The organism is Gillisella taibaishanensis, from assembly GCF_001938985.1.
Classification (GTDB): Bacteria; Pseudomonadota; Alphaproteobacteria; order Rhizobiales; family Rhizobiaceae; genus Allorhizobium; species Allorhizobium taibaishanense.
Genome location: NZ_MKIN01000024.1, coordinates 220,058 through 239,207, shown reverse-complemented (window position 1 = coordinate 239,207; position 19,150 = coordinate 220,058). Strand labels below are relative to the sequence as shown.

Sequence of the window (19,150 nt, the reverse complement as noted above, 5' to 3'; positions counted from 1 at the left end):
CAGGTTCCCTGTCTTATCCGATGAAATGGAAATTACAATGACGGTTTTCCCGGCGTAAAGACAAAAGCTAATCGATTTAAATAATCTTTCGCTGCTTTACGCCGGAGTAAATCGGTTAGAGCACCGCTCAGGCGCCCTTGGTGACGGCATCGAAGGCCAGAAGTTTTTCGAGAAGCGCTTCAAGTTTGTCGAGATAGACCATGTTCGGTCCGTCCGACGGGGCGTTGTCCGGGTCTTGGTGCGATTCGATGAACAGTCCGGCAACGCCGACAGCGACAGCAGCACGTGCAAGCGTCTCGACGAATTCACGCTGGCCGCCAGTCGAACCACCCTGCCCGCCCGGCTGCTGCACCGAATGGGTGGCGTCGAAAATGACCGGCGCACCCATGCCCGCCATGATCGGCAGCGAGCGCATGTCGGAGACCAAAGTGTTATAACCAAACGAGGCACCGCGCTCGCAAAGCATGATGTTCGGATTGCCGGAGAAGGTGATCTTTTCCATCACGTTCTTCATGTCCCAGGGTGCCAGGAACTGACCCTTCTTGACGTTGATCGCCCGGCCGGTCTTGGCGGCAGCGACCAGGAGATCGGTCTGGCGGCACAGGAAAGCCGGGATTTGCAGCACATCGACCACCTCGGCGACTTCAGCGCACTGGTCTTCGCTGTGAATGTCGGTGAGAACAGGAAACCCGAACTCTTTTTTCAGGTCGGCAAAGATTTCCAGTCCCTTTTCGATGCCAATGCCTCGGCCGGCCTTCAGCGAGGTGCGATTGGCCTTGTCGAAGGAGGATTTGTAGACGAGACAGATGCCAAGCTTATCGCAGATTTCCTTGATGCTGCCCGCCATCATGAAGGCGTGTTCGCGGCTTTCCATCTGGCAGGGACCGCAAATCAGCGAGAATTTCGCGCTATTGGAAAAGGAGACCTTGGCGGCGCCTTCGCCAACGGTCACGGTTGCATTGGGCTCAGCGGAAGCGGTCATGGGGTGTTCTCCTCAAACAGAAAGGCGACGCCTTGTCCTGGCGCCGCCGGGACGATCAATGCGTCCGGCAGTCGTTGATGGGCAACGCCATTAGCAGTCAGCACCGCCGCTGTCACCTCAAGATCGGCAACGGTAAAGACCAGCGCTTCGGCCAGCAGTCGGCCATCACTGGTCTCACCGTGGATGATTTCGATCGACAGATTGGCCGTGTCGAACACAAGCCCATTTTCTGCGCCGTTGTCTGCACCATTGCCGGCTTCACGCCCCTCAACGCCGAAGACCCTGCGCAGCCAGTCAGCGTATAGATGTGGCTGCGGCGCGTAGAAAAACACTCGCCGCAGGCCGGTTGCGCCATTGGCATGACGCTCCAGGGCGCCTCGATCCGCCGGTAGCGGAGCGATCCTCTGGCAGGCGAACAGAAAGAAGGGCTCTACTTCGCGCGCAGCAAAGGCAAGACGGAAGCTGGCGACGCTCTCTCCGCCATCCGGCAAACGAACCGGACGTGAAAATTCCAGCATCTTGCCGCCATTGACGCCGGCGGCAACAAACGCCTCTTGATCGGCTTCGGCATCCGGCGATGCAATGACGATAGCCGATACCCCCTGTGGCCGCGCCTGCCGGAAGGCTTTGTCCCGGGCGACAAAGACATTGCCGTCCGCAATGGCCGCCGCGGCGACCTCGTCATCATCAACGGCCAGCGGCTCCAGATAAATGCCATCGGCCAGAAAGACGCAGGCATTGACCGTGCCGAAGGGATGATACCCATCTGCCGCCACGGTGAAACCGAGCGCCGTTAATCGGCTTCGCGCTGAGCCGAGGGTTTCCACCGGCAAGACCAGATGATCGACGCTACGAACTTCTGCATGGGACATGCGGGATACTCACTTAGGCCTGTTTATTATTTGCCGGTATCCAGCTTTGGCGGAGCGAAATCAAGCAGGTCGCGACGATAGGTTTCAACGACCAAGCTGATCGGTGTGCCATCGGGTACGCTGAGCAGCGCCTTATGCTGAAGCACATAGTCAGGAATAGCGAGCGTATCGCTGCCAGTTGCCGGCAGAGGCGCGCCCATGTCCCAACCGTCAGGCAGCGGCTTCCAGAGCAATTCGGCTGAGAGCGTATGACGCTGGAAGTGCAAGGGCTGGACCACGCGGCCGAAGGCACCGTCGGTCGTGTCGAGTACATGGTTCATGTCATCGGTCAATCGAGCCGGCACATACCAGTTATCGGCTTCAGACAGCACCCGCTCACCGCATTTCAGCCGCACCCGGCGATAACCGACCTTATCCTTTTCGCCGACAGCAAGTGCCGCCCGAATTTCCGCCGTCGCCGGCTTGTCGACATCCTTCAAACGCTCCGCCACGATCTTTGCGCCCTCGGCAAGTTTGTGCGAACTGCACCAGCGATCCAGCGTCAGCGTGGCGCTGTCATGGCTCAACAGATCGGCGTTCAGCGTCTGCAGGACAGCCAGCGCTTGCAGGCGGGAAGCAGGCGTATCCGGCCAGGTTGCAGCAGCGAAACCTGGCGTGGCGGCAAGGCCGAGACTGGACAGTGTCATGGTGGCAACCACAGCTGGAAGAGTGAGAAAACGCATTAAAACTCCTAGGCATTTCCAGCAAAACTGCGAAGCGGTTTTGCCTCCGGAAATGCGTTGAAACAAAGAGATATTTCGCCTGACGCAGTTTGCACCACATCACGAGATCATGACGGATGCATGACCGCCTCTATCACCGAAACAGCACCGGCGGCTTACGCTCGAAGGTCTTGATGCCACTCTTCCAGCCCGCCAGCGGCGGCGCGATGGTCGCCACGGCGTGGTCCCCCGACAGCGCATCGAACAACACGAGATTGGCAGGCGAACCAACCAGGATCTGCTCGTCGAGGCCCATCAGTCGGGCCGGATAGCGCGTCACCATGTCGAAGACCTGGGCGAGATCGGCAGGTGTCGCCAGTTGCGCGACATTGGCATAGAGATTGGCCATGCGCATCAACGAGACATCGCCGTAAGGTGTAAAGGGATTGAGGACGTTGTTGGTGGAGATCGTGACATTCACCCGCTGACGGGCAAGCAGATGCGCAGGCGCCACACCTCTCGGCTGCAGGTGATCGGCGTCGCGGCCGGTCAGAAAAAGGTCGGTGGCCGGCAGGACCGTGACCGTAATGCCCGCCTCCGCCAACTGCCTCGCCACCCGCTCGACTTCTTCGCGGGGAATGGCCGAGAGCTTGGTAACATGGCCGACCGAGACCCGCCCCTGATAGCCGCGCGCCAGTGTCTGACCGATCACGGTCGGCAGATTGGAGCCTGAAGGGTCGAGATCGAAATCGAGATGAAAGTCGACCGCGACATCGAACCGCTCGGCGAGCGTGAAAATCCTGGAAATATGCTCGGACGGTTTCGGATCAGTATAGGGACAGCCGCCGACGAGATCGGCACCTTGCGACAGCGCGATTTCCAGCATGCGCTCGGTTTCAGGCTCGTTGGTCAGGCCTTCCTGGGCAAAGGCGCAGATCTCGATATCGATCAGATGCGCATAATCCCGCTTCAGCGTGCGGATCGCCGAGAAGGAGCGGAAGCCGGCGCGTGGATCGATTTCCACGAAGGTGCGGATTCGGCTGGTGCCATTGACGATCGCACGCTCCACTACATCGGCAGCGCGGGCATAGACATCCTCTTCGGTAAAGCTCTGCTTGGCACGGGCAGTTTCCGTCACCGCCTCAGCCAATGTACCCTGACAGACGGTACAGCGGCCAATGATACCGGCCTTGTCGAGATGGATATGGGTCTCGATCAGGCCTCGGCAGACCAGCCGCCCGCCGGCATCCTCATCCGGCGCATCACAGCGGAAATTCGGCTCCAGCGCGGCAATTCTTCCGCCCTCGAAGGCGATGTCGAGGATCTCGGATGAAAACGGCAGCCTTGCGCGGCGCAAAACGAAATCAATCGCCAAGGTCGTGCCTCATGATCCTATCCCTTTCCGCGTCACCGCCGCCCGTCGCGGCAGCGACAATGCCACATAGCGCGGGACGCGCAAGGCCACGCGACGTGTGCTGCCACGTCAGGCCGCAACCAGTGCGCCATTGCTGGCAATCATCACGCCGCCTTTAAACACCATGCGATCCAGCGGCTTTGATGCCACGGCTTCCGCGACCGAAGCGACAGGCAGAATTATGAAATCGGCCGGAGCGCTTTTCTCGGGCGCCTTCGCATTGCGGCCCAGCACCTGAGCCGAAAGCGTGCTGACCAGCGCAAAAGCGTGTTCCAGATCGGCATCAGCCCGGAAATTTTGCCGGTCGCAGAGAATGCCGGCCCGCTCCAGCAGATCGCCGGAGCCGAGCGGTGACCAGGCATCGCGAATATTGTCATTGCCGGAAAACACCCGCACACCAGCGGCCTTCAGCCGTTTGATGGGTGGCATCGGCGTGTTGCCGGGACCGGTGGTCATGATCGCCACATCCGCGCGCGCCAGCGCCTCGGCCGTCTGGCCAAAATCCACGTCATCGATAGCGCCAAGACAGAAGGCATGGCTGACGGTGCATTTGCCTTGCAGCCCATGGGCAATGGCGCGCTTGGCGATCTGGCGGATTTCAAAAGCACCGAGGGCACCTTGATCGTGCAGATGAAGATCGACACCCACACCATGGCGGCCGGCAATGGCAAAGATCGCATCGAGATGGCCGGTGATATCGTCATCGATACCGGCTGGATCGAGACCGCCGATCAGATCCGCACCCGCTTTCACCGCCTGTTCCAGAAGGTCTGCCGTGCCGGGATCGGCAAGCACGCCCGACTGCGGGAAAGCAACCGTCTGGATGTCGACGAGATGGCCATGGCTCTGTTTCAGCGCCAGAATAGCCTCAAGGCCGGCAAGCCCGACCTCCGTATCGATATCGGCATGGCTGCGGCAGGCGACGGTGCCGAAAGCGGCCATTTTCTCCAGCAATTTGCCGCCGCGCACCGAGACCGGCAACGGCAGGGACCGCCGCAGCGCCTTTTCCGCCCGGATGCGTTCCGCAACCGTTCCACCCGGTATGTGAGGGATGAAGGGCATGCCGATCAGCGTCTTATCGAGATGGACATGACCATCCACCAGAGCCGGCAGCACGAGGCCGCCGCGCGCATCAATTCGTGGCTTCTCGCTCGACACCCCCTCACCCGCCGCCGGCCCGATCGCCGCGATGGCCCTATCGACAATGACGATATCAACCGCCTCACCTTGGAAATTGCGGGCATTGAAGACGACGAGGGTAGCGCTCATGGCGGTGCGGCTTTCATTCACGAGGGGCAGGCTTGGCGATGGGGCAGACGCGGCAAAGGACGATTGTCGCTTCTAAAAATCAAAGCCAGCTCGTCTTCATCTCGCCCTGTTTTCGCAGAGGTTTTTTCCTAAAGCCAGCCCTTTGCGCGCTAGTCCGCACTCAACTCTTTGTTTGCGTCTTTGTTTACGCGGTGGTGTCGGAAATCCCAGCGCCGATATTTGCATGCCATCGATGTGATGGATTTCACGCATCGTGAGCATTGCGATTGTCAGGCGTTCCATGCCAGCTTGTCCTTACTCCCCCAAAGCTGCCGAGACCCATGCCATGCCGATTGCCTCTGCCCTTACCGCCAATTCTCATGAAGCCGTTTCAGGACGCCGTGGCGCTGGCATGGTCACGAGCCCACATCCATTGGCGAGCGCTGCCGGCGCTGCTGTGCTTGCCGACGGCGGCACGGCGGCCGAAGCCGCTATCGCCATGGCCGCGACCATTGCGGTGGTCTACCCGCATTTCTGCGGGCTTGGTGGTGATTCTGTCTGGCTTCTGGCCGACCGCGCCGGCCGGCAAGAGACCTTCCTCGGCATCGGCCAGGCCGCGCAAAACCTGCCGGACTTTACCGGCGACGCCATCCCGACGCGCGGGCCGCTGTCGATGCTGACCACGGCGGCGACCGTCGATGCCTGGGATGCGGTGCATCGCTATAGCAAGGAGGCTTGGGGAGGTCGGACCGCCTTCGGCGATCTGCTGCAAGACGCGATCGGCCATGCCAAAGGCGGGTTTCCGATCAGTCGCTCGCAAGGCTTCTGGCTTGATATGCGCAAGGACATGGTTGCGGATTGGCCGAGCTTCTCCAAGCTGTTCTTCAAAGACGGCAAGCCGCTTGACGCCGGCGACATGTTTTACCAGCCGGATCTGGCAACAGTTCTTGAGACGCTGGCCAGTCAGGGCGCGCGCAGCTTCTACGAGGGGCCGCTGGCGCGGCGGATTGCCGAGGGACTGCGAGCTGCCGGATCGCCGCTGACGGCCGACGATCTCGCAGCAACGCACACCCGCCGGGTCGCCCCAGCGCGGCTTGCCTATCGCGGCTACGAGCTTCTCGCCCCCCCGCCGCCGACGCAAGGTATCACCACGCTCACCATCATGGGCATTCTCGCGCATTTCGACCTTCATTCCTATGCGCCGGGAAGTGCTGATCATCTGCATCTCACCGTCGAGGCGGTGAAACAGGCCTTCCTGACGCGCCACCGGATTGCCGATCCTGAATTCACTGCGCAGGCCATCGACGACTGGCTGACGCCGGAGGCGCTGCGCCAGGCAGCCGATGCCATCGATTCTGGCAAGGCACTGCCCTGGCCGCAGCCTTATCGGACCGGTGACACAGTGTTTTTCGGTGCTGTGGACGCGGAGGGCCGCTGCGTCAGCACCTTGCAAAGCACCTATTTCGACTGGGGCAGCGGTGTCGTGGTCGGCGATACCGGCATGCTCTGGCAAAACCGCGGCGCGGCTTTCTCCCTCGACCCTGACAGCCCCAATTGTCTTAAGCCGGGAAAGCGTCCCTTCTACACCCTCAATCCAGGCATCGCACTCAAGGATGGAATGCCGGCGCTGGTTTACGGAACCCAAGGCGCGGACGGCCAGCCGCAGACCCTTTCCATGCTGCTGACACGGCTGATCGATTACCACCAGAGCCCTTCAGAGGCGCTGGCCGGCCCGCGCTTCCTGCTTGGCAAGACTTTTTCCGATAGCCGCGACAGCTTGAAGATCGAGGGCGATTGCGGCGACGAGGTCTTATCGCGCCTGGCTGCACTCGGCCACGAGCTTTCGTCCATCCCACCGCAAAGCCCGATTGCCGGTCAGGCTGGCGTCATCACTATTGCCCAAGACGGAAACCTCAGCGGCGCCCATGACCCGCGCGGTGAAGGAGTCGCGCTCGCCGTGAATGCGCGATAAGCCCAAAAATCTCTGCCTGGTTTACAGCAGCGATCCGAGTGACGATGAAATTTACGAGAGGGCCTTGCGGAACACAACTGGAACAGATAGCGTATGTTCTGTATTTGTTTCATGAATCAAGGGTAGGACCCGATGCTGACTCGCAAGCAACAGGAACTTTTGCTGTTTATACACGAGCGCATGAAGGAGTCCGGCGTGCCGCCCTCCTTCGACGAGATGAAGGACGCGCTCGATCTGGCGTCCAAGTCCGGCATTCACCGGCTGATCACCGCCCTAGAAGAGCGCGGCTTCATTCGCCGCTTGCCCAACCGGGCGCGAGCGCTTGAGGTTATCAAGCTGCCGGAAGCGATGACGACGAGCATACCGCCGCGTCGCACAGGGTTCTCTCCTTCCGTCATTGAAGGCAGCCGTGGCAAGCTGCAAGCTGTGCCGTCAGCGCCGGTAAAGCCGGTCGAAGAAGTGCGCAGCTCATCCTCTATTCCAGTCATGGGGCGGATAGCCGCCGGCGTTCCGATTTCCGCCATTCAGAACAATACCCATGATATTTCCGTGCCGGCCGAGATGTTGGGCAATGGCGAGCACTACGCGCTGGAGGTCAAGGGCGACTCGATGATCGAGGCCGGGATTCTCGACGGCGATACGGTCATCATCCGCAATGCAACCACTGCCAATCCCGGTGACATCGTTGTCGCGCTTGTCGACGATGAAGAAGCGACGCTGAAACGCTTTCGCCGCCGCGGCGCCTCGATTGCGCTGGAAGCCGCCAACCCGGCTTATGAAACGCGCATTTTCGGGCCGGACCGGGTGAAGATTCAGGGCAAGCTCGTCGGCCTCATTCGCCGCTATCACTAGCGCCGGATAAAGGCGCGATATCGGCGAGCGGATCGTCCTTGCTGCCCTCGCCGTCTTGTGCTGGCGTGTTTGAGCTTTGCGTAGATTTGTCGAGGAGAGCGGCGTCAACGCTCTGCCTTTGTCCGGGACGATCGTCTGGAACTGGTTGTTCGTAGGTGTTTTTGCGCCAGTCGAAATAGCGATGGCGCGTCCAGGGCCGATATTCGCCGTTGAAGGCGGTCTGGATGTGCAGTTTGCGGGCAACGGGATCGCCGAGGGTGATTTCCATGGCACCGAAGTGGCGTAGCGCGTCACGCGTTAGCACCACAGGCGCCGAGCGTGACGTTGAAGCAGTTGGTTGCTGAGCTTCTTGAGTCGAAGACGCTAACACGTTCTGGCCGAACTCGGCCTGCGAGGCCGGCTCTGTCTGCGCCAGTTCTTCTTGGGAAGACAGTGCTTCATCCTTTGCCGTTTCTGGCCTTGTTGGCGTCATCGATGTCAGCGCCGGGCGTGATGTTGGCATGCAGGCGGTATAAACATCTGATTTTGGCTGGTTACCTTGTTTCGCTCGCATATCGTGACGGCCGGTCTGATCGGAATCAGTCTTTGCAGCTTCTATTTGCGCGGAGCCCACTTGTGGGGCCACGACCAAGTCCGATAACTGGCATGCGGCCTGCGCAAAATCACGGTTCTGGACTAGACTGACGGTCCAGCCATTGCTGAGCTTAGCTATGCAGAAGCCGTCTGAGCGACAATGGAAGATGTCTGTTTGTGTGGCGGCCTTTGCCTTTGCGGTTTGCATCTCCGCAAGGGCCTGCTGCGGGTCAGTCTGCTCTCGTTCGCGGTTCTTTTTAGGCGGTTTGGCTTTGCCCTTTTCCGCCGGCTCTCCGGCCGATGCGGGTTTTTTCAGCATTTCGGGTGGGACCGGGTCAGCAATATCGATCACCGAACGCCATTGGCTGAAGACAAAGCCTGGCGGCTTTGCTCTGTTGGTCGCTGCGGTCACCATGTTGCGATCGCCCTGACGCAGGATAGCGAAGAGTTGGCCATCCTCGGTCACGGCGAGATTGGGCAAAGGCGGATCAGATTTGACGGCTTCATAAACGAAGGCCGTGAGCATCATGGCCAAGCCAATCAACCGCAATCGGGTCTTCATCAGGGCCAGCACCATCAACCCGGTGGCCGATAGCGGCAGAAACCACCATTCAAACCGGCCAAAGGTAAAGCCTGCGCCCCAAGTCGCGACTTGCCTGGCAATGGCCAGCACCGCATCAAGCCCGAGGCCCATCGCCTCAATCGGCCATCGGTCGAGACCAAACGGCATCAGCAGCACGCCGATCATCGCCGCAGGCATGACCAGCATTGAGATAATAGGAGCAGCAAACAGATTGGCCTCGAGACCATGCAGACCGACCCGGTGAAAATGCGCGGCCGAGAAAATTGCGGTCGATACGCCACCCAGCGCCGACGTCATCAAGCTGCCGACGACCGCCGTTCCCAGCGGTTTAAGTGGAGCCAACAAGGGGATTGGCGGCAAGAGCGCCGGCAGGCGCGGTCGTCGGCGCCAGAGATCGAAGCCGGCAATCAGTGCGAAGGTCGCGGCAAACGACATTTGCAGGCTCGGTCCCATGACCTGCGAGGGCGATAGGAGAATGACAAGGAAAGCAGCCAGCGCCGCATTGCGCAGGCTGAGCACAGGCCGATCGAAGAAAGCGGCCGACAACATGATGACCATCATCAGATAGGCGCGCTGAGCGGCAATGTCATAGCCTGAAATCAGGAAGTAGCCGGTCGTTGTGGCAATGGCGCCGGCGGCGGCGGTTTTTTTGATTGGCCATGCCTCTGCCATGCCAGGCACGAGGCTCAGTAACCGGCGTATGCCGACGAAGAACAGGCCGCCCGCAAGCGCCATATGCAGCCCGGAAATCGAAATGATATGAGCAAGACCGGAAACGCGCAGATCGTTATTGGCCTTATCAGACAAACCGCGCCGCTCGCCCGTGACGATAGCGACTGCGAAAGCGCCGGAATCGCCGGGCACGAGAAAACGAATTCGATCCGAAATGGCATTTCGGACGTCCTCCGTCGTTTCCTGAAAAACATTCCCGGCACGCTCTATAAGGCCGAGCGAAGCGGCACTGGCATCAGGCTCGATTCGCTTTGGCGGCTGATAAAAATAGCCGATTGCACCGATGCCTTCGAAATAGGATGCAAAGGCAAAGTCATTCAACCCCGGCAAAGCCGGCCCGGATGGCGGGCTAAGGCGTGCCCTGCCCTCCATCCAGTCTCCAGGCTTCAGTAAGTCGTGCCGTCCCCTGGCGAGCAGGGCCACCTGTTGCGGCATACGCTTGAGGCTCGGAAAACGTGTTTGCTGCAGCGCAATCACATATCTTTGATTTCCCGAGGCATTCGGCTCGCTTGAAAGCACCCGCCCGCGGATAACGGTGGTCACTGGAGAGTCGATTATGACAGTGCCGAGCCGCCAGGTTTCGGCGTCGGCCAGCAACATGCCGGAGAGACCGACGGTTGCAATGCCGAAGGCAAGGCCGAGCATCGGATGACGGAAGCGGACCCTTACCCAGACCAGACCGGCCGCGCAAAAAGCAAGCAAGATCGGCAGGCGCGGCAAATCCTGCGGCCGGGTAAACCACCAGATCGATCCAAGCCCGATCAGGACAGGCAGGAACAAGAATGGCCGGCCGTGAAGGAGTTCCTGGCGAATGTCCGCGATGAGGCCCTGACCGAGCCGCCGCCACGTTGAGATCTGTAGCGCCGGACTACCGTATCCCTCGTCGTCCTCGGCATCTTCCGCCTCTACGGCAGGGCGTCGCAGCACCTCGTCGAACAGGCCGGTCGAGGCACGGGAGCGCCGTGGCGATACCGGTCCCGCCGGCCTCGCCTCCTCCCTGACCAGTTCCCATTCCGCCGTGTCCGGCATCGATTCTGCCGCCGCTCCGGTGCCATTCGCTGAAGACCTGCGACGAAGGCGCAAATCCCGGAATGGACACTTTTGAAAATCGCTTAGATCAAATTAACTTCAAGAATTTCGATAGGCTCTCTTGGCGCAGATTATCAATCAAAGGGTGCACGAGATAGAGGCCATGGCACATAAACCCAGCTGCGGCATTATCGCATGCCTGATGTGCAAGTGGCGATTTATTGCAATGCACACTTTGTCCTTCGGATAGCTTGGCATTAACCTCTGGATCATATAGCTAATTGCCAACGCTTAACCTGAGGCAAAGCGAAAGCCGCGTCTCCCGCCTATATCCGGAGGATCACCATGACGGAACAAAGCGCAAACTTGAAGATTGAGGACAAGGCTGTCGATTTGACCGTGCGAAGCGGCACAATTGGCCCCGATGTCATTGATATCGGCGCCCTCTACAAGCATACCGGCAAGTTTACCTACGATCCCGGATTTACCTCCACGGCGTCATGCGAATCGAAGATCACCTATATCGACGGTGATGAAGGCGTGTTGCTGCATCGTGGCTACCCCATCGAACAGCTGGCCGAAAAGGGCGATTTCCTCGAAGTCTGCTACCTTCTGCTTTACGGTGAGCTGCCGACGGCTGCACAGAAAAAGGATTTCGATCATCGCGTCACACACCATACGATGGTGCATGAGCAGATGTCGAAGTTCTTCTCTGGCTATCGTCGTGACGCCCATCCAATGGCCGTCATGGTCGGGACGGTCGGCGCGCTCTCGGCCTTCTACCACGACTCGACCGACATCACCGATCCGCACCAGCGGATGGTCGCCAGCCTTCGCATGATCGCCAAGATGCCGACCATTGCGGCCATGGCCTACAAGTACCATATCGGCCAGCCCTTCGTTTACCCGAAGAACAACCTGGATTACGCTGCCAATTTCCTGCACATGTGCTTTGCCGTGCCTTGCGAGGATTACGCAGTCAACCCGGTTCTCGCCCGTGCCATGGACCGGATCTTCATTCTGCATGCGGATCACGAGCAGAACGCCTCGACCTCGACGGTGCGTCTGGCCGGCTCTTCCGGCGCCAACCCGTTTGCATGCATCGCGGCCGGCATTGCCTGCCTCTGGGGCCCCGCTCATGGCGGCGCCAACGAAGCAGCGCTCAACATGCTGCGCGAAATCGGCACGGTTGACCGCATTCCGGAATATATCGCCCGCGCCAAGGACAAGAACGATCCGTTCCGTCTGATGGGCTTCGGTCACCGGGTCTACAAGAACTACGACCCGCGCGCCAAGATCATGCAGAAGACCATGTATGAAGTGCTGGAAGCCACCGGCAATGCCGGCGATCCGCTGATGCAGGTTGCGCTGGAGCTGGAAAAGATCGCACTGAGCGACGAATATTTCATCGAGAAGAAGCTCTACCCGAATGTCGACTTCTATTCGGGCATCACGCTGCGCGCGCTCGGCTTCCCCACGGAAATGTTCACCGTTCTCTTCGCACTCGCCCGCACCGTCGGCTGGATCGCCCAGTGGAACGAGATGATCGAAGATCCGCAGCAGCGCATCGGACGTCCTCGCCAGCTCTATACCGGCGCTCCTAAGCGCGACTACGTGGCTGTTGCCAAGCGCTAACTGGCACGCATTCAGTCGCAGAAAACAGCCCGGCGGTTCCCTCCGCCGGGCTTTTTCGTAAGTTTGCGGCACCTCATTCGCATTTCGCACCATCCGGCTGGGGTTTTCCCGCAACGAAGCCTTCAATTTGTTCGGTGATTGCTTTAAGCAACGACGTCTGCTTCGCATTCGGCGAAGAATATTGATGAGGTTTTCGTTTCGATGCTCGTGTTCCTGAGAAAAGCTGCCGGCACCTGGGTGGCAAAAGGGCTTCTTCTTTTGCTCGTCGCGTCCTTCGGGATCTGGGGTATCTCCAGCTCGATCATGAGCGATACATCCGACAAGGTAATCAAGGTCGGTAGCCAGAGCATCAACGCCAATGAGTTCCGCCTCGCCTATCAGCGCCAGATCTCCGACCTCAGCCGCCGCTTCGGTACGCAGCTGACCAGCGAGCAGGCCCGTCAGCTCGGAATCGAATCGCAGGTCTACCAGCAGCTGACAGCCGGTGCTGCGCTCGATCAGCTGGCATCGGACATGAATCTGGGCCTGTCGCAGGATCGGCTGGCGCAGTTGATCGGCGACGACCCGGCCTTCAAGAACACCAATGGCCAGTTCGACAAGCAGTTGTTCACCTCACGCCTGCGCAATTCCGGCATCCGCGAGCAAGATTACATCAAGGAACGGTCTAAGGTCGCGGTGCGCAGCCAGATCGTTGATGCGACCGCAGAAGGTTTCGTGCCTCCGAAGGTGCTGGTCGATGCCTTGAAGCTCTACCGCCAGGAAAGCCGCAGCATCGATTACCTGCTGCTGACGACCGCGAACATAGACCCAATCAAAGCGCCTGATGATGCGACGCTGAAGACCTGGTTCAACACGATGAAGTCGCGCTACCGCGCCCCGGAATATCGCAGCTTTGCCTATGTCAAGCTGGAGCCGGCCGATATCGCCGACCCGAAGGCGGTAACCGACGAACAGGTCAAACAGGATTACGAAGCCAACAAGCAAAAATTCGAAGTGGCTGGCAGCCGTACGCTGGAACAGCTGACGTTCCAGACCAAGGAACTGGCGGATGCCGCCGAACAGTCGTTGAAGAACGGCAAGACCTTCGATCAGCTGGTTGCCGATCAGGGCAAGACCGCAACGGACGTGCTGCTTGGCGATTTCACCAGAGCCGACCTGCCCGACCAGAAGCTGGCCGAAGCCGCTTTTGCCATCGAGAAAGACGGTCAGACGACGCCTGTCGTCGACGGCGCGTTTGGTCCCGTCATCTTGAGGGTTAGCAACATCAAGCCGAGCCGGACGAAGACGCTGGACGAGGTCAAGGACCAGATCCGCACCGATCTCGCAGCCAATGCCGCTGCCCAGCAGATCAACGATGTGCATGACCACTTCGAAGACCTGCGCGCCTCCGGCTCAAGCCTTGAAGAAGCTGCCACCAAGGTTGGTCTGAAGGCTGTGAAGGTCGAAGGTCTCGACGCGCGCGGCCAGGATAAGACTGGCAAGGCGGCCACCAACCTGCCGGAGCAGCAGGCTCTGTTGAAGTCCGTGTTCGAAACGGAACCGGGTGCCGACCCCCTGCCTCTGAACATTGGCCGCAACGGGTATGTGTGGTTTGATGTGACATCTATCGATCCGGCCCGCGACCGGACCTTGGAAGAGGTCAAGGACAAGGTCACCACCGACTGGACGACCGAACAGCAGAAGCAGGCGCTGGGCGCCAAGGCAGAAGAGCTGAAGAAGAAGGTCGATGCCGGCACATCGCTTGCCGATCTGTCGACGCAAATGTCCATCAGCGTCGAGAACAAGACCGGTCTTCGCCGTGACACCGACGATCCGGTTCTCGGACCCGCAGCCGTACAGGCCGCCTTCCGTGGCCCGAACGGCATGGTCGGCTCTGCCGTCGGCGCCGATCCCATGACGCAGATCGTCCTGAAAGTGACTGAGGTCAATACACAGCCGACCGGCGATGTCATGGACCAGCAGGAGCAGCAGATCACGGCGCTAGCGAAATCGGCCGGCGACGACATTCTCGACCAGATGGTCAATCAGCTGCAGACAAAGTATGGCGTCACGATCAACCAGGCACTGGCCCAGCAGGCCATGGTGCGCTGAGCGGCCGGGAGGGCCAAGCACATGAACGGGCTGAAGCCATTCATAGCCAAGGTGGCCGGCGGTCAGGCGCTGACGCGGGAGGAAGCGTCCGAAGCCTTCAATATCCTGATGTCTGGCGAGGCAACGCCGGCGCAGATCGGCGGTTTCCTCATTGCGCTGCGCATGCGTGGCGAAGTGGTGCCTGAGATCGTCGGCGCCGTAACCGTCATGCGCCAGAAAATGCTGCCGGTCACAGCGCCCGCCGATGCCATCGACATCGTCGGTACGGGCGGCGACGGGACCGGCACCTACAATATCTCGACGCTGGCTGCCATCATCACCGCTGGCGCCGGCGTGACGGTTGCCAAGCATGGCAACAAGGCGCTCAGCTCGAAATCCGGCGCTGCTGACAGCCTCACGGCTCTCGGCGTCAAGCTCGACATCGATCCGGCGACGATCGGCCGCTGCATCACCGAGGCCGGCGTCGGTTTCATGTTTGCCCAGCTTCACCATTCGGCAATGCGCCATGTCGGCCCGGCCCGCGTAGAGCTCGGCACACGCACGATTTTCAATCTGCTCGGCCCGCTCGCCAATCCGGCTGGCGTCAAGAAGCAGTTACTCGGCGTCTACGCACCGGAATGGGTACAGCCGCTGGCCGAAACCCTGCGTGATCTCGGCAGCGAGAGCGTCTGGGTCGTGCATGGCAACGGCCTTGATGAGATCACCACGACGGGAACAACTCAGGTTGCTGCACTTGAAAAGGGCGAGATCCGCCGATTCGATCTGACGCCTGCCGATTTCGGCGTGCCACAGGTCGATCTCGCCGTTTTGAAGGGCGGTGATGGCGAATTCAACGCTCGGGCCTTGCGTGCAGTGCTCCAGGGTGAGAAAAATGCCTACCGCGACGTTTCGCTCTGCAATGCTGCGGCCGCGCTAGTGATCGCGGGTAAGGCCGCAGACATTGGCGAAGGCATGGCGATCGGCGCCAAGTCCCTCGACAGCGGCGCTGCCCTTGCGCGGCTTGAGGCGCTGATTTCCGTCTCCAACGGAGGATAATACCGTGAGCGATATCTTAAAGAAGATCGAAGCCTACAAGCGAGAGGAAATTGCGGCTGCCAAGAGCGCGGTTCCCCTCGCCGAGATCAAGGCGCGAGCAGCCGACCAGCCTCCGGCACGCGGCTTTTATCAGGCGCTGCGGGCAAAGCAGCAGGCTGGACAGTTCGGGCTGATCGCCGAGATCAAGAAGGCAAGCCCGTCGAAAGGCCTGATCCGCCCGGATTTCGATCCGCCGGCGCTGGCAAGCGCCTATGAGACCGGTGGCGCGGCATGCCTTTCGGTTCTGACAGACGCGCCAAGTTTTCAGGGCGCGCCGGAATTTCTAACCGCCGCCCGTGCCGCCTGCGCATTACCGGCGCTGCGCAAGGATTTCATGTTCGATGCCTATCAGGTGCATGAAGCTCGCGCCTGGGGCGCGGATTGCATCCTGCTGATCATGGCGTCCCTTTCTGATGGCGAAGCGGCCGATCTGGAAGGCGAGGCACTGGCGCTTGGCATGGATGTGCTGATTGAAGTGCATGATGAGGCCGAGATGGAACGGGCGCTGACCCTAACCTCGCCGCTGCTCGGCATCAACAACCGCAATCTGCGCACCTTCGAAGTCGATCTCGCCGTCAGCGAGCGGCTGGCCGCCATGGTGCCTGACAACAGGCTGCTGGTCGGCGAAAGCGGTATTTTCACCCATGACGATTGCCTGCGGCTGCAGAAGTCCGGCATCAGCACCTTCCTGGTCGGCGAAAGCTTGATGCGCAAGCAAGATGTAGCAGCCGCCACCAAGGCGCTTCTGACCGGCGCTGCCGATAGCATAGCCGCCGAATGAGTGGCCTTACCCATATCGACGCGGCCGGTGAAGCGCATATGGTCGATGTCGGTGACAAAGCCGAAACCGAGCGCGTTGCTGTAGCTGAAGGCCATGTTCGCATGGCGCCGGGCACGCTGGCGCTCATCCGTGAGGGCAACGCCAAGAAAGGCGACGTAATTGGCACGGCAAGGCTCGCGGGCATCATGGCCGCAAAACGCACGGCCGATCTTATTCCGCTCTGCCATCCGTTGATGCTGACCAAGGTCAGCGTCGACATCACCGACGACGAAAACCTGCCCGGTCTGCGCGTCACGGCCACTGCGAAGCTGACCGGCAAGACCGGTGTTGAGATGGAAGCTCTCACCGCCGTCTCCGTTGCCTGCCTGACGATCTATGACATGGCCAAGGCGGCCGATAAGACTATGGAAATCGGCGGTATCCGCGTGCTCGAAAAGACCGGCGGAAAATCCGGAACCTTCCGTCATCCGGAGGCGCGGTAATGGCATTGTTGCCCGTCGAAGAAGCGCAGGCACGGCTGCTATCCAAGGCCGTGCCGCTTGAGGCAGTCGAAACACTGCCGCTTCGCGCAGCGCGTGGGCGAGTGCTGGCCAGCGACGTAACAGCACGGTTGACCCAGCCGCCCTTCAACGCGTCAGCCATGGACGGCTACGCGCTAAGAGCAGAGGATGCGCAGCAGCCCGGTGCAGAACTTGCTGTCATCGGCCAATCCGCCGCCGGACATGGTTTTTGCGGCACTATCGCTGCAGGCCAATGCGTGCGGATCTTTACCGGCGCACCGGTGCCTGCGGGCGCCGACTGCGTGCTCATCCAGGAAGATACGGAAAAGCTCGGCGACGGCTCGCGCATTCGCACGACATTTCAGGCGGTGGCGGGCCGACATATCCGGCCTAGAGGCCAGGATTTTGCGGAAGGTTCGGTGCTCGTTGCAGCTGGAACCCGCCTTGATTATGCCAAGCTGATGTTGGCAGCGAGCGGCAATAATGCCGAGGTCAGTGTCTACAGGAAGCCCGTCATTGCCCTCCTCGCCACGGGCGACGAACTGGTCACACCGGGAAGTCAGCCTGGCCCCACGCAGATCATCGCCTCCAATACCTTTGCCATTACGGCTCTGGCCGAAGACCTCGGTGCCGAGGTGCTGGATCTCGGGCTTGTACCTGATGATCGCGCGGCTATCGTTGCCGCTATCCGGAAAGCGCAAGCGGCAGGAGCGGACGTACTGGTCACAACAGGCGGTGCCTCTGTCGGCGACCATGATTTTGTGCAGGCCGCACTTGTCGAGGCGGGCATGGTGCTGGATTTCTGGAAGATTGCCATGCGGCCGGGCAAGCCACTAATGGTCGGCCGTCTCGGGCCGATGCATGTGCTGGGCCTGCCCGGCAATCCTGTCTCCAGCATGGTGTGCAGTCTGCTGTTTCTCGAGCCGCTGATCGCCAGGCTCGCGCAAGCGCCGTCGCTGCAAAGGCTCAGGCACGCCCGCACGGCAATCGCGCTTGCCGCCAACGACCAAAGGCAAGATTATATCCGCGCAAAGCTGCGGACCGACGCCGAAGGCGGGCTCTGGGCCAGCGGCTTTCCAAAGCAGGATTCGTCGATGATGCAGATCTTTTCCAAGGCGGACGGGTTGATCGTGCGCCCGCCGCACGCGCCGGCCTTGCGGGAAGGTGGACGTTGTTGCGTACTGCTGCTGCATCCGCAGGCGCCGCTCGCCACCGTTCATCCTGGTGAACACTACTGAGGTCAACGACGGCTGCCGCTCCGTAAGGCTCTTGAAGATACCAGGAGAGGCCGCTGTTTTCGCTCGTTTTCCCTGGCAGACCTGCAATTTCCAATCACAGGCTCTACATAAGAAAAAATCGAGAGCCTCAGGAGCATGTCTTGGCCCTTCTGCCTGAACGTCTGCGCAACCGGATCGAACCTCGGCTGCTGGCCAGCTTGACCCTGCTGGCCGGGCTTTTCCTGCTCTTCGCGACGATTGCCGATACCGTATTCGATCAGGAGAGCCATGCTTTCGACCGCGCTATTCTTCTGGCGCTGCGCAGCCCTGGCGATCCGGGACTGACCGTTGGCCCGGGGTGGTTGGCCGGCGCGATCCGCGACATCACTAGCCTTGGCGGCTTTACGGTCATCACCCTCGTTACGGTCCTTTCGGTCCTCTATCTCCTGGCGGCGCGCAAGATCCGCAACGCCGTGATTATTACGCTGGCAATCTCGCTGGGCGCACTTGCCGAAACGGGTCTGAAGCTACTGTTTTCCCGTGCCCGGCCAGACGTGGTGCCGCATCTCGTCGACGTTCAGACGATGAGCTTTCCGAGCGGCCACGCGATGATGTCGGCCATCACCTATCTGACGCTCGGGTCGATGCTGGCCAGGGCACAGCCGACGTGGCAATTGCGGGCTTTTACCTTTGGCGCCGGTCTGTTTCTGACCCTGCTGATCGGTGTCAGCCGAGTGTTTCTCGGCGTACATTGGCCAACCGATATCATTGCTGGCTGGACGGTTGGCGGCGCCTGGGCGCTCTGCGTCTGGATGATTGCCGATACGCTGAATCGTCGACGCAAGCCACTCGAGCCCGAGCAATAGAGGATCGGCCGAAAATGAGAACCGGTTT

General features: G+C 60.3%; 16 protein-coding genes. 9 read left to right on the top strand and 7 right to left on the bottom strand.

What is annotated here, in order from left to right; genetic code table 11:
- Positions 1-127: 127 nt before the first annotated feature.
- The 6 genes from kdsA to BJF91_RS24865 form a co-directional block, all read right to left on the bottom strand.
- Positions 128-982 (bottom strand): 3-deoxy-8-phosphooctulonate synthase, encoded by an 855-nt coding sequence (gene kdsA / locus BJF91_RS20065; RefSeq protein WP_075616304.1) that lies wholly within the window; start codon positions 980-982, stop codon positions 128-130.
- A complete protein-coding gene (locus tag BJF91_RS20060) occupies positions 979-1,854 on the bottom strand; it encodes a VOC family protein (protein ID WP_075616303.1) in 876 nt (291 codons plus the stop codon). The genes kdsA and BJF91_RS20060 overlap by 4 nt, the downstream gene beginning before the upstream one ends.
- Before the next feature lie 26 nt (positions 1,855-1,880).
- Complete coding sequence (locus BJF91_RS20055) at positions 1,881-2,576, bottom strand: hypothetical protein (RefSeq protein WP_075616302.1); 696 nt, start codon at positions 2,574-2,576, stop codon at positions 1,881-1,883.
- A 133-nt stretch (positions 2,577-2,709) separates the two neighbouring features.
- Positions 2,710-3,930, bottom strand: coding sequence for an amidohydrolase family protein (locus BJF91_RS20050; protein WP_075616301.1), 1,221 nt, complete (start codon positions 3,928-3,930; stop codon positions 2,710-2,712).
- Between the two features lie 108 nt (positions 3,931-4,038).
- Entirely contained in the window at positions 4,039-5,238 is a 1,200-nt protein-coding gene (locus BJF91_RS20045) for an amidohydrolase (RefSeq protein WP_075616300.1), read from the bottom strand.
- Positions 5,239-5,334: 96 nt separating this feature from the next.
- On the bottom strand, positions 5,335-5,520 hold the full coding sequence (locus BJF91_RS24865) for a hypothetical protein (protein WP_139310789.1): 186 nt from the start codon (positions 5,518-5,520) through the stop codon (positions 5,335-5,337).
- A 109-nt stretch (positions 5,521-5,629) separates the two neighbouring features.
- On the opposite strand from BJF91_RS24865, the gene BJF91_RS20040 reads away from it, so the two are divergent.
- Together BJF91_RS20040 and lexA are read left to right on the top strand one after the other, a co-directional pair.
- Positions 5,630-7,189: a gamma-glutamyltransferase family protein gene (locus BJF91_RS20040; protein ID WP_075616437.1), complete on the top strand. Its 1,560-nt coding sequence runs from the start codon at positions 5,630-5,632 to the stop codon at positions 7,187-7,189.
- 132 nt (positions 7,190-7,321) lie between these two features.
- Entirely contained in the window at positions 7,322-8,041 is a 720-nt protein-coding gene (gene lexA / locus BJF91_RS20035; RefSeq protein ID WP_075616299.1) for a transcriptional repressor LexA, read from the top strand.
- Here the strand turns inward: lexA and BJF91_RS20030 are convergent.
- Complete coding sequence (locus BJF91_RS20030) at positions 8,022-10,958, bottom strand: ComEC/Rec2 family competence protein (RefSeq protein WP_075616298.1); 2,937 nt, start codon at positions 10,956-10,958, stop codon at positions 8,022-8,024. The genes lexA and BJF91_RS20030 overlap by 20 nt on opposite strands.
- A gap of 345 nt (positions 10,959-11,303) precedes the next feature.
- Between BJF91_RS20030 and gltA the strand changes: the two genes are divergently transcribed.
- From gltA to BJF91_RS19995, 7 genes are all read left to right on the top strand, one after another.
- Positions 11,304-12,593 carry a citrate synthase gene (gltA, locus tag BJF91_RS20025; protein ID WP_075616297.1) on the top strand — a complete coding sequence of 430 codons (1,290 nt, stop codon included), beginning with the start codon at positions 11,304-11,306 and terminating at the stop codon, positions 12,591-12,593.
- Positions 12,594-12,794: 201 nt separating this feature from the next.
- A complete protein-coding gene (locus BJF91_RS20020; protein WP_075616296.1) occupies positions 12,795-14,684 on the top strand; it encodes a peptidylprolyl isomerase in 1,890 nt (629 codons plus the stop codon).
- Between the two features lie 21 nt (positions 14,685-14,705).
- The gene (trpD, locus tag BJF91_RS20015) at positions 14,706-15,719 is read left to right on the top strand and encodes an anthranilate phosphoribosyltransferase (protein WP_075616295.1); all 1,014 of its coding nucleotides are present in this window, start codon (positions 14,706-14,708) and stop codon (positions 15,717-15,719) included.
- Between the two features lie 4 nt (positions 15,720-15,723).
- On the top strand, positions 15,724-16,539 hold the full coding sequence (trpC, locus tag BJF91_RS20010; RefSeq protein ID WP_075616294.1) for an indole-3-glycerol phosphate synthase TrpC: 816 nt from the start codon (positions 15,724-15,726) through the stop codon (positions 16,537-16,539).
- Complete coding sequence (gene moaC / locus BJF91_RS20005; protein WP_075616293.1) at positions 16,536-17,021, top strand: cyclic pyranopterin monophosphate synthase MoaC; 486 nt, start codon at positions 16,536-16,538, stop codon at positions 17,019-17,021. Before trpC ends, moaC begins: the two co-directional genes overlap by 4 nt.
- Complete coding sequence (locus BJF91_RS20000; RefSeq protein ID WP_075616292.1) at positions 17,021-18,277, top strand: molybdopterin molybdotransferase MoeA; 1,257 nt, start codon at positions 17,021-17,023, stop codon at positions 18,275-18,277. Before moaC ends, BJF91_RS20000 begins: the two co-directional genes overlap by 1 nt.
- 140 nt (positions 18,278-18,417) lie before the next feature.
- Entirely contained in the window at positions 18,418-19,122 is a 705-nt protein-coding gene (locus BJF91_RS19995; RefSeq protein ID WP_234801677.1) for a phosphatase PAP2 family protein, read from the top strand.
- Positions 19,123-19,150 lie beyond the last annotated feature (28 nt).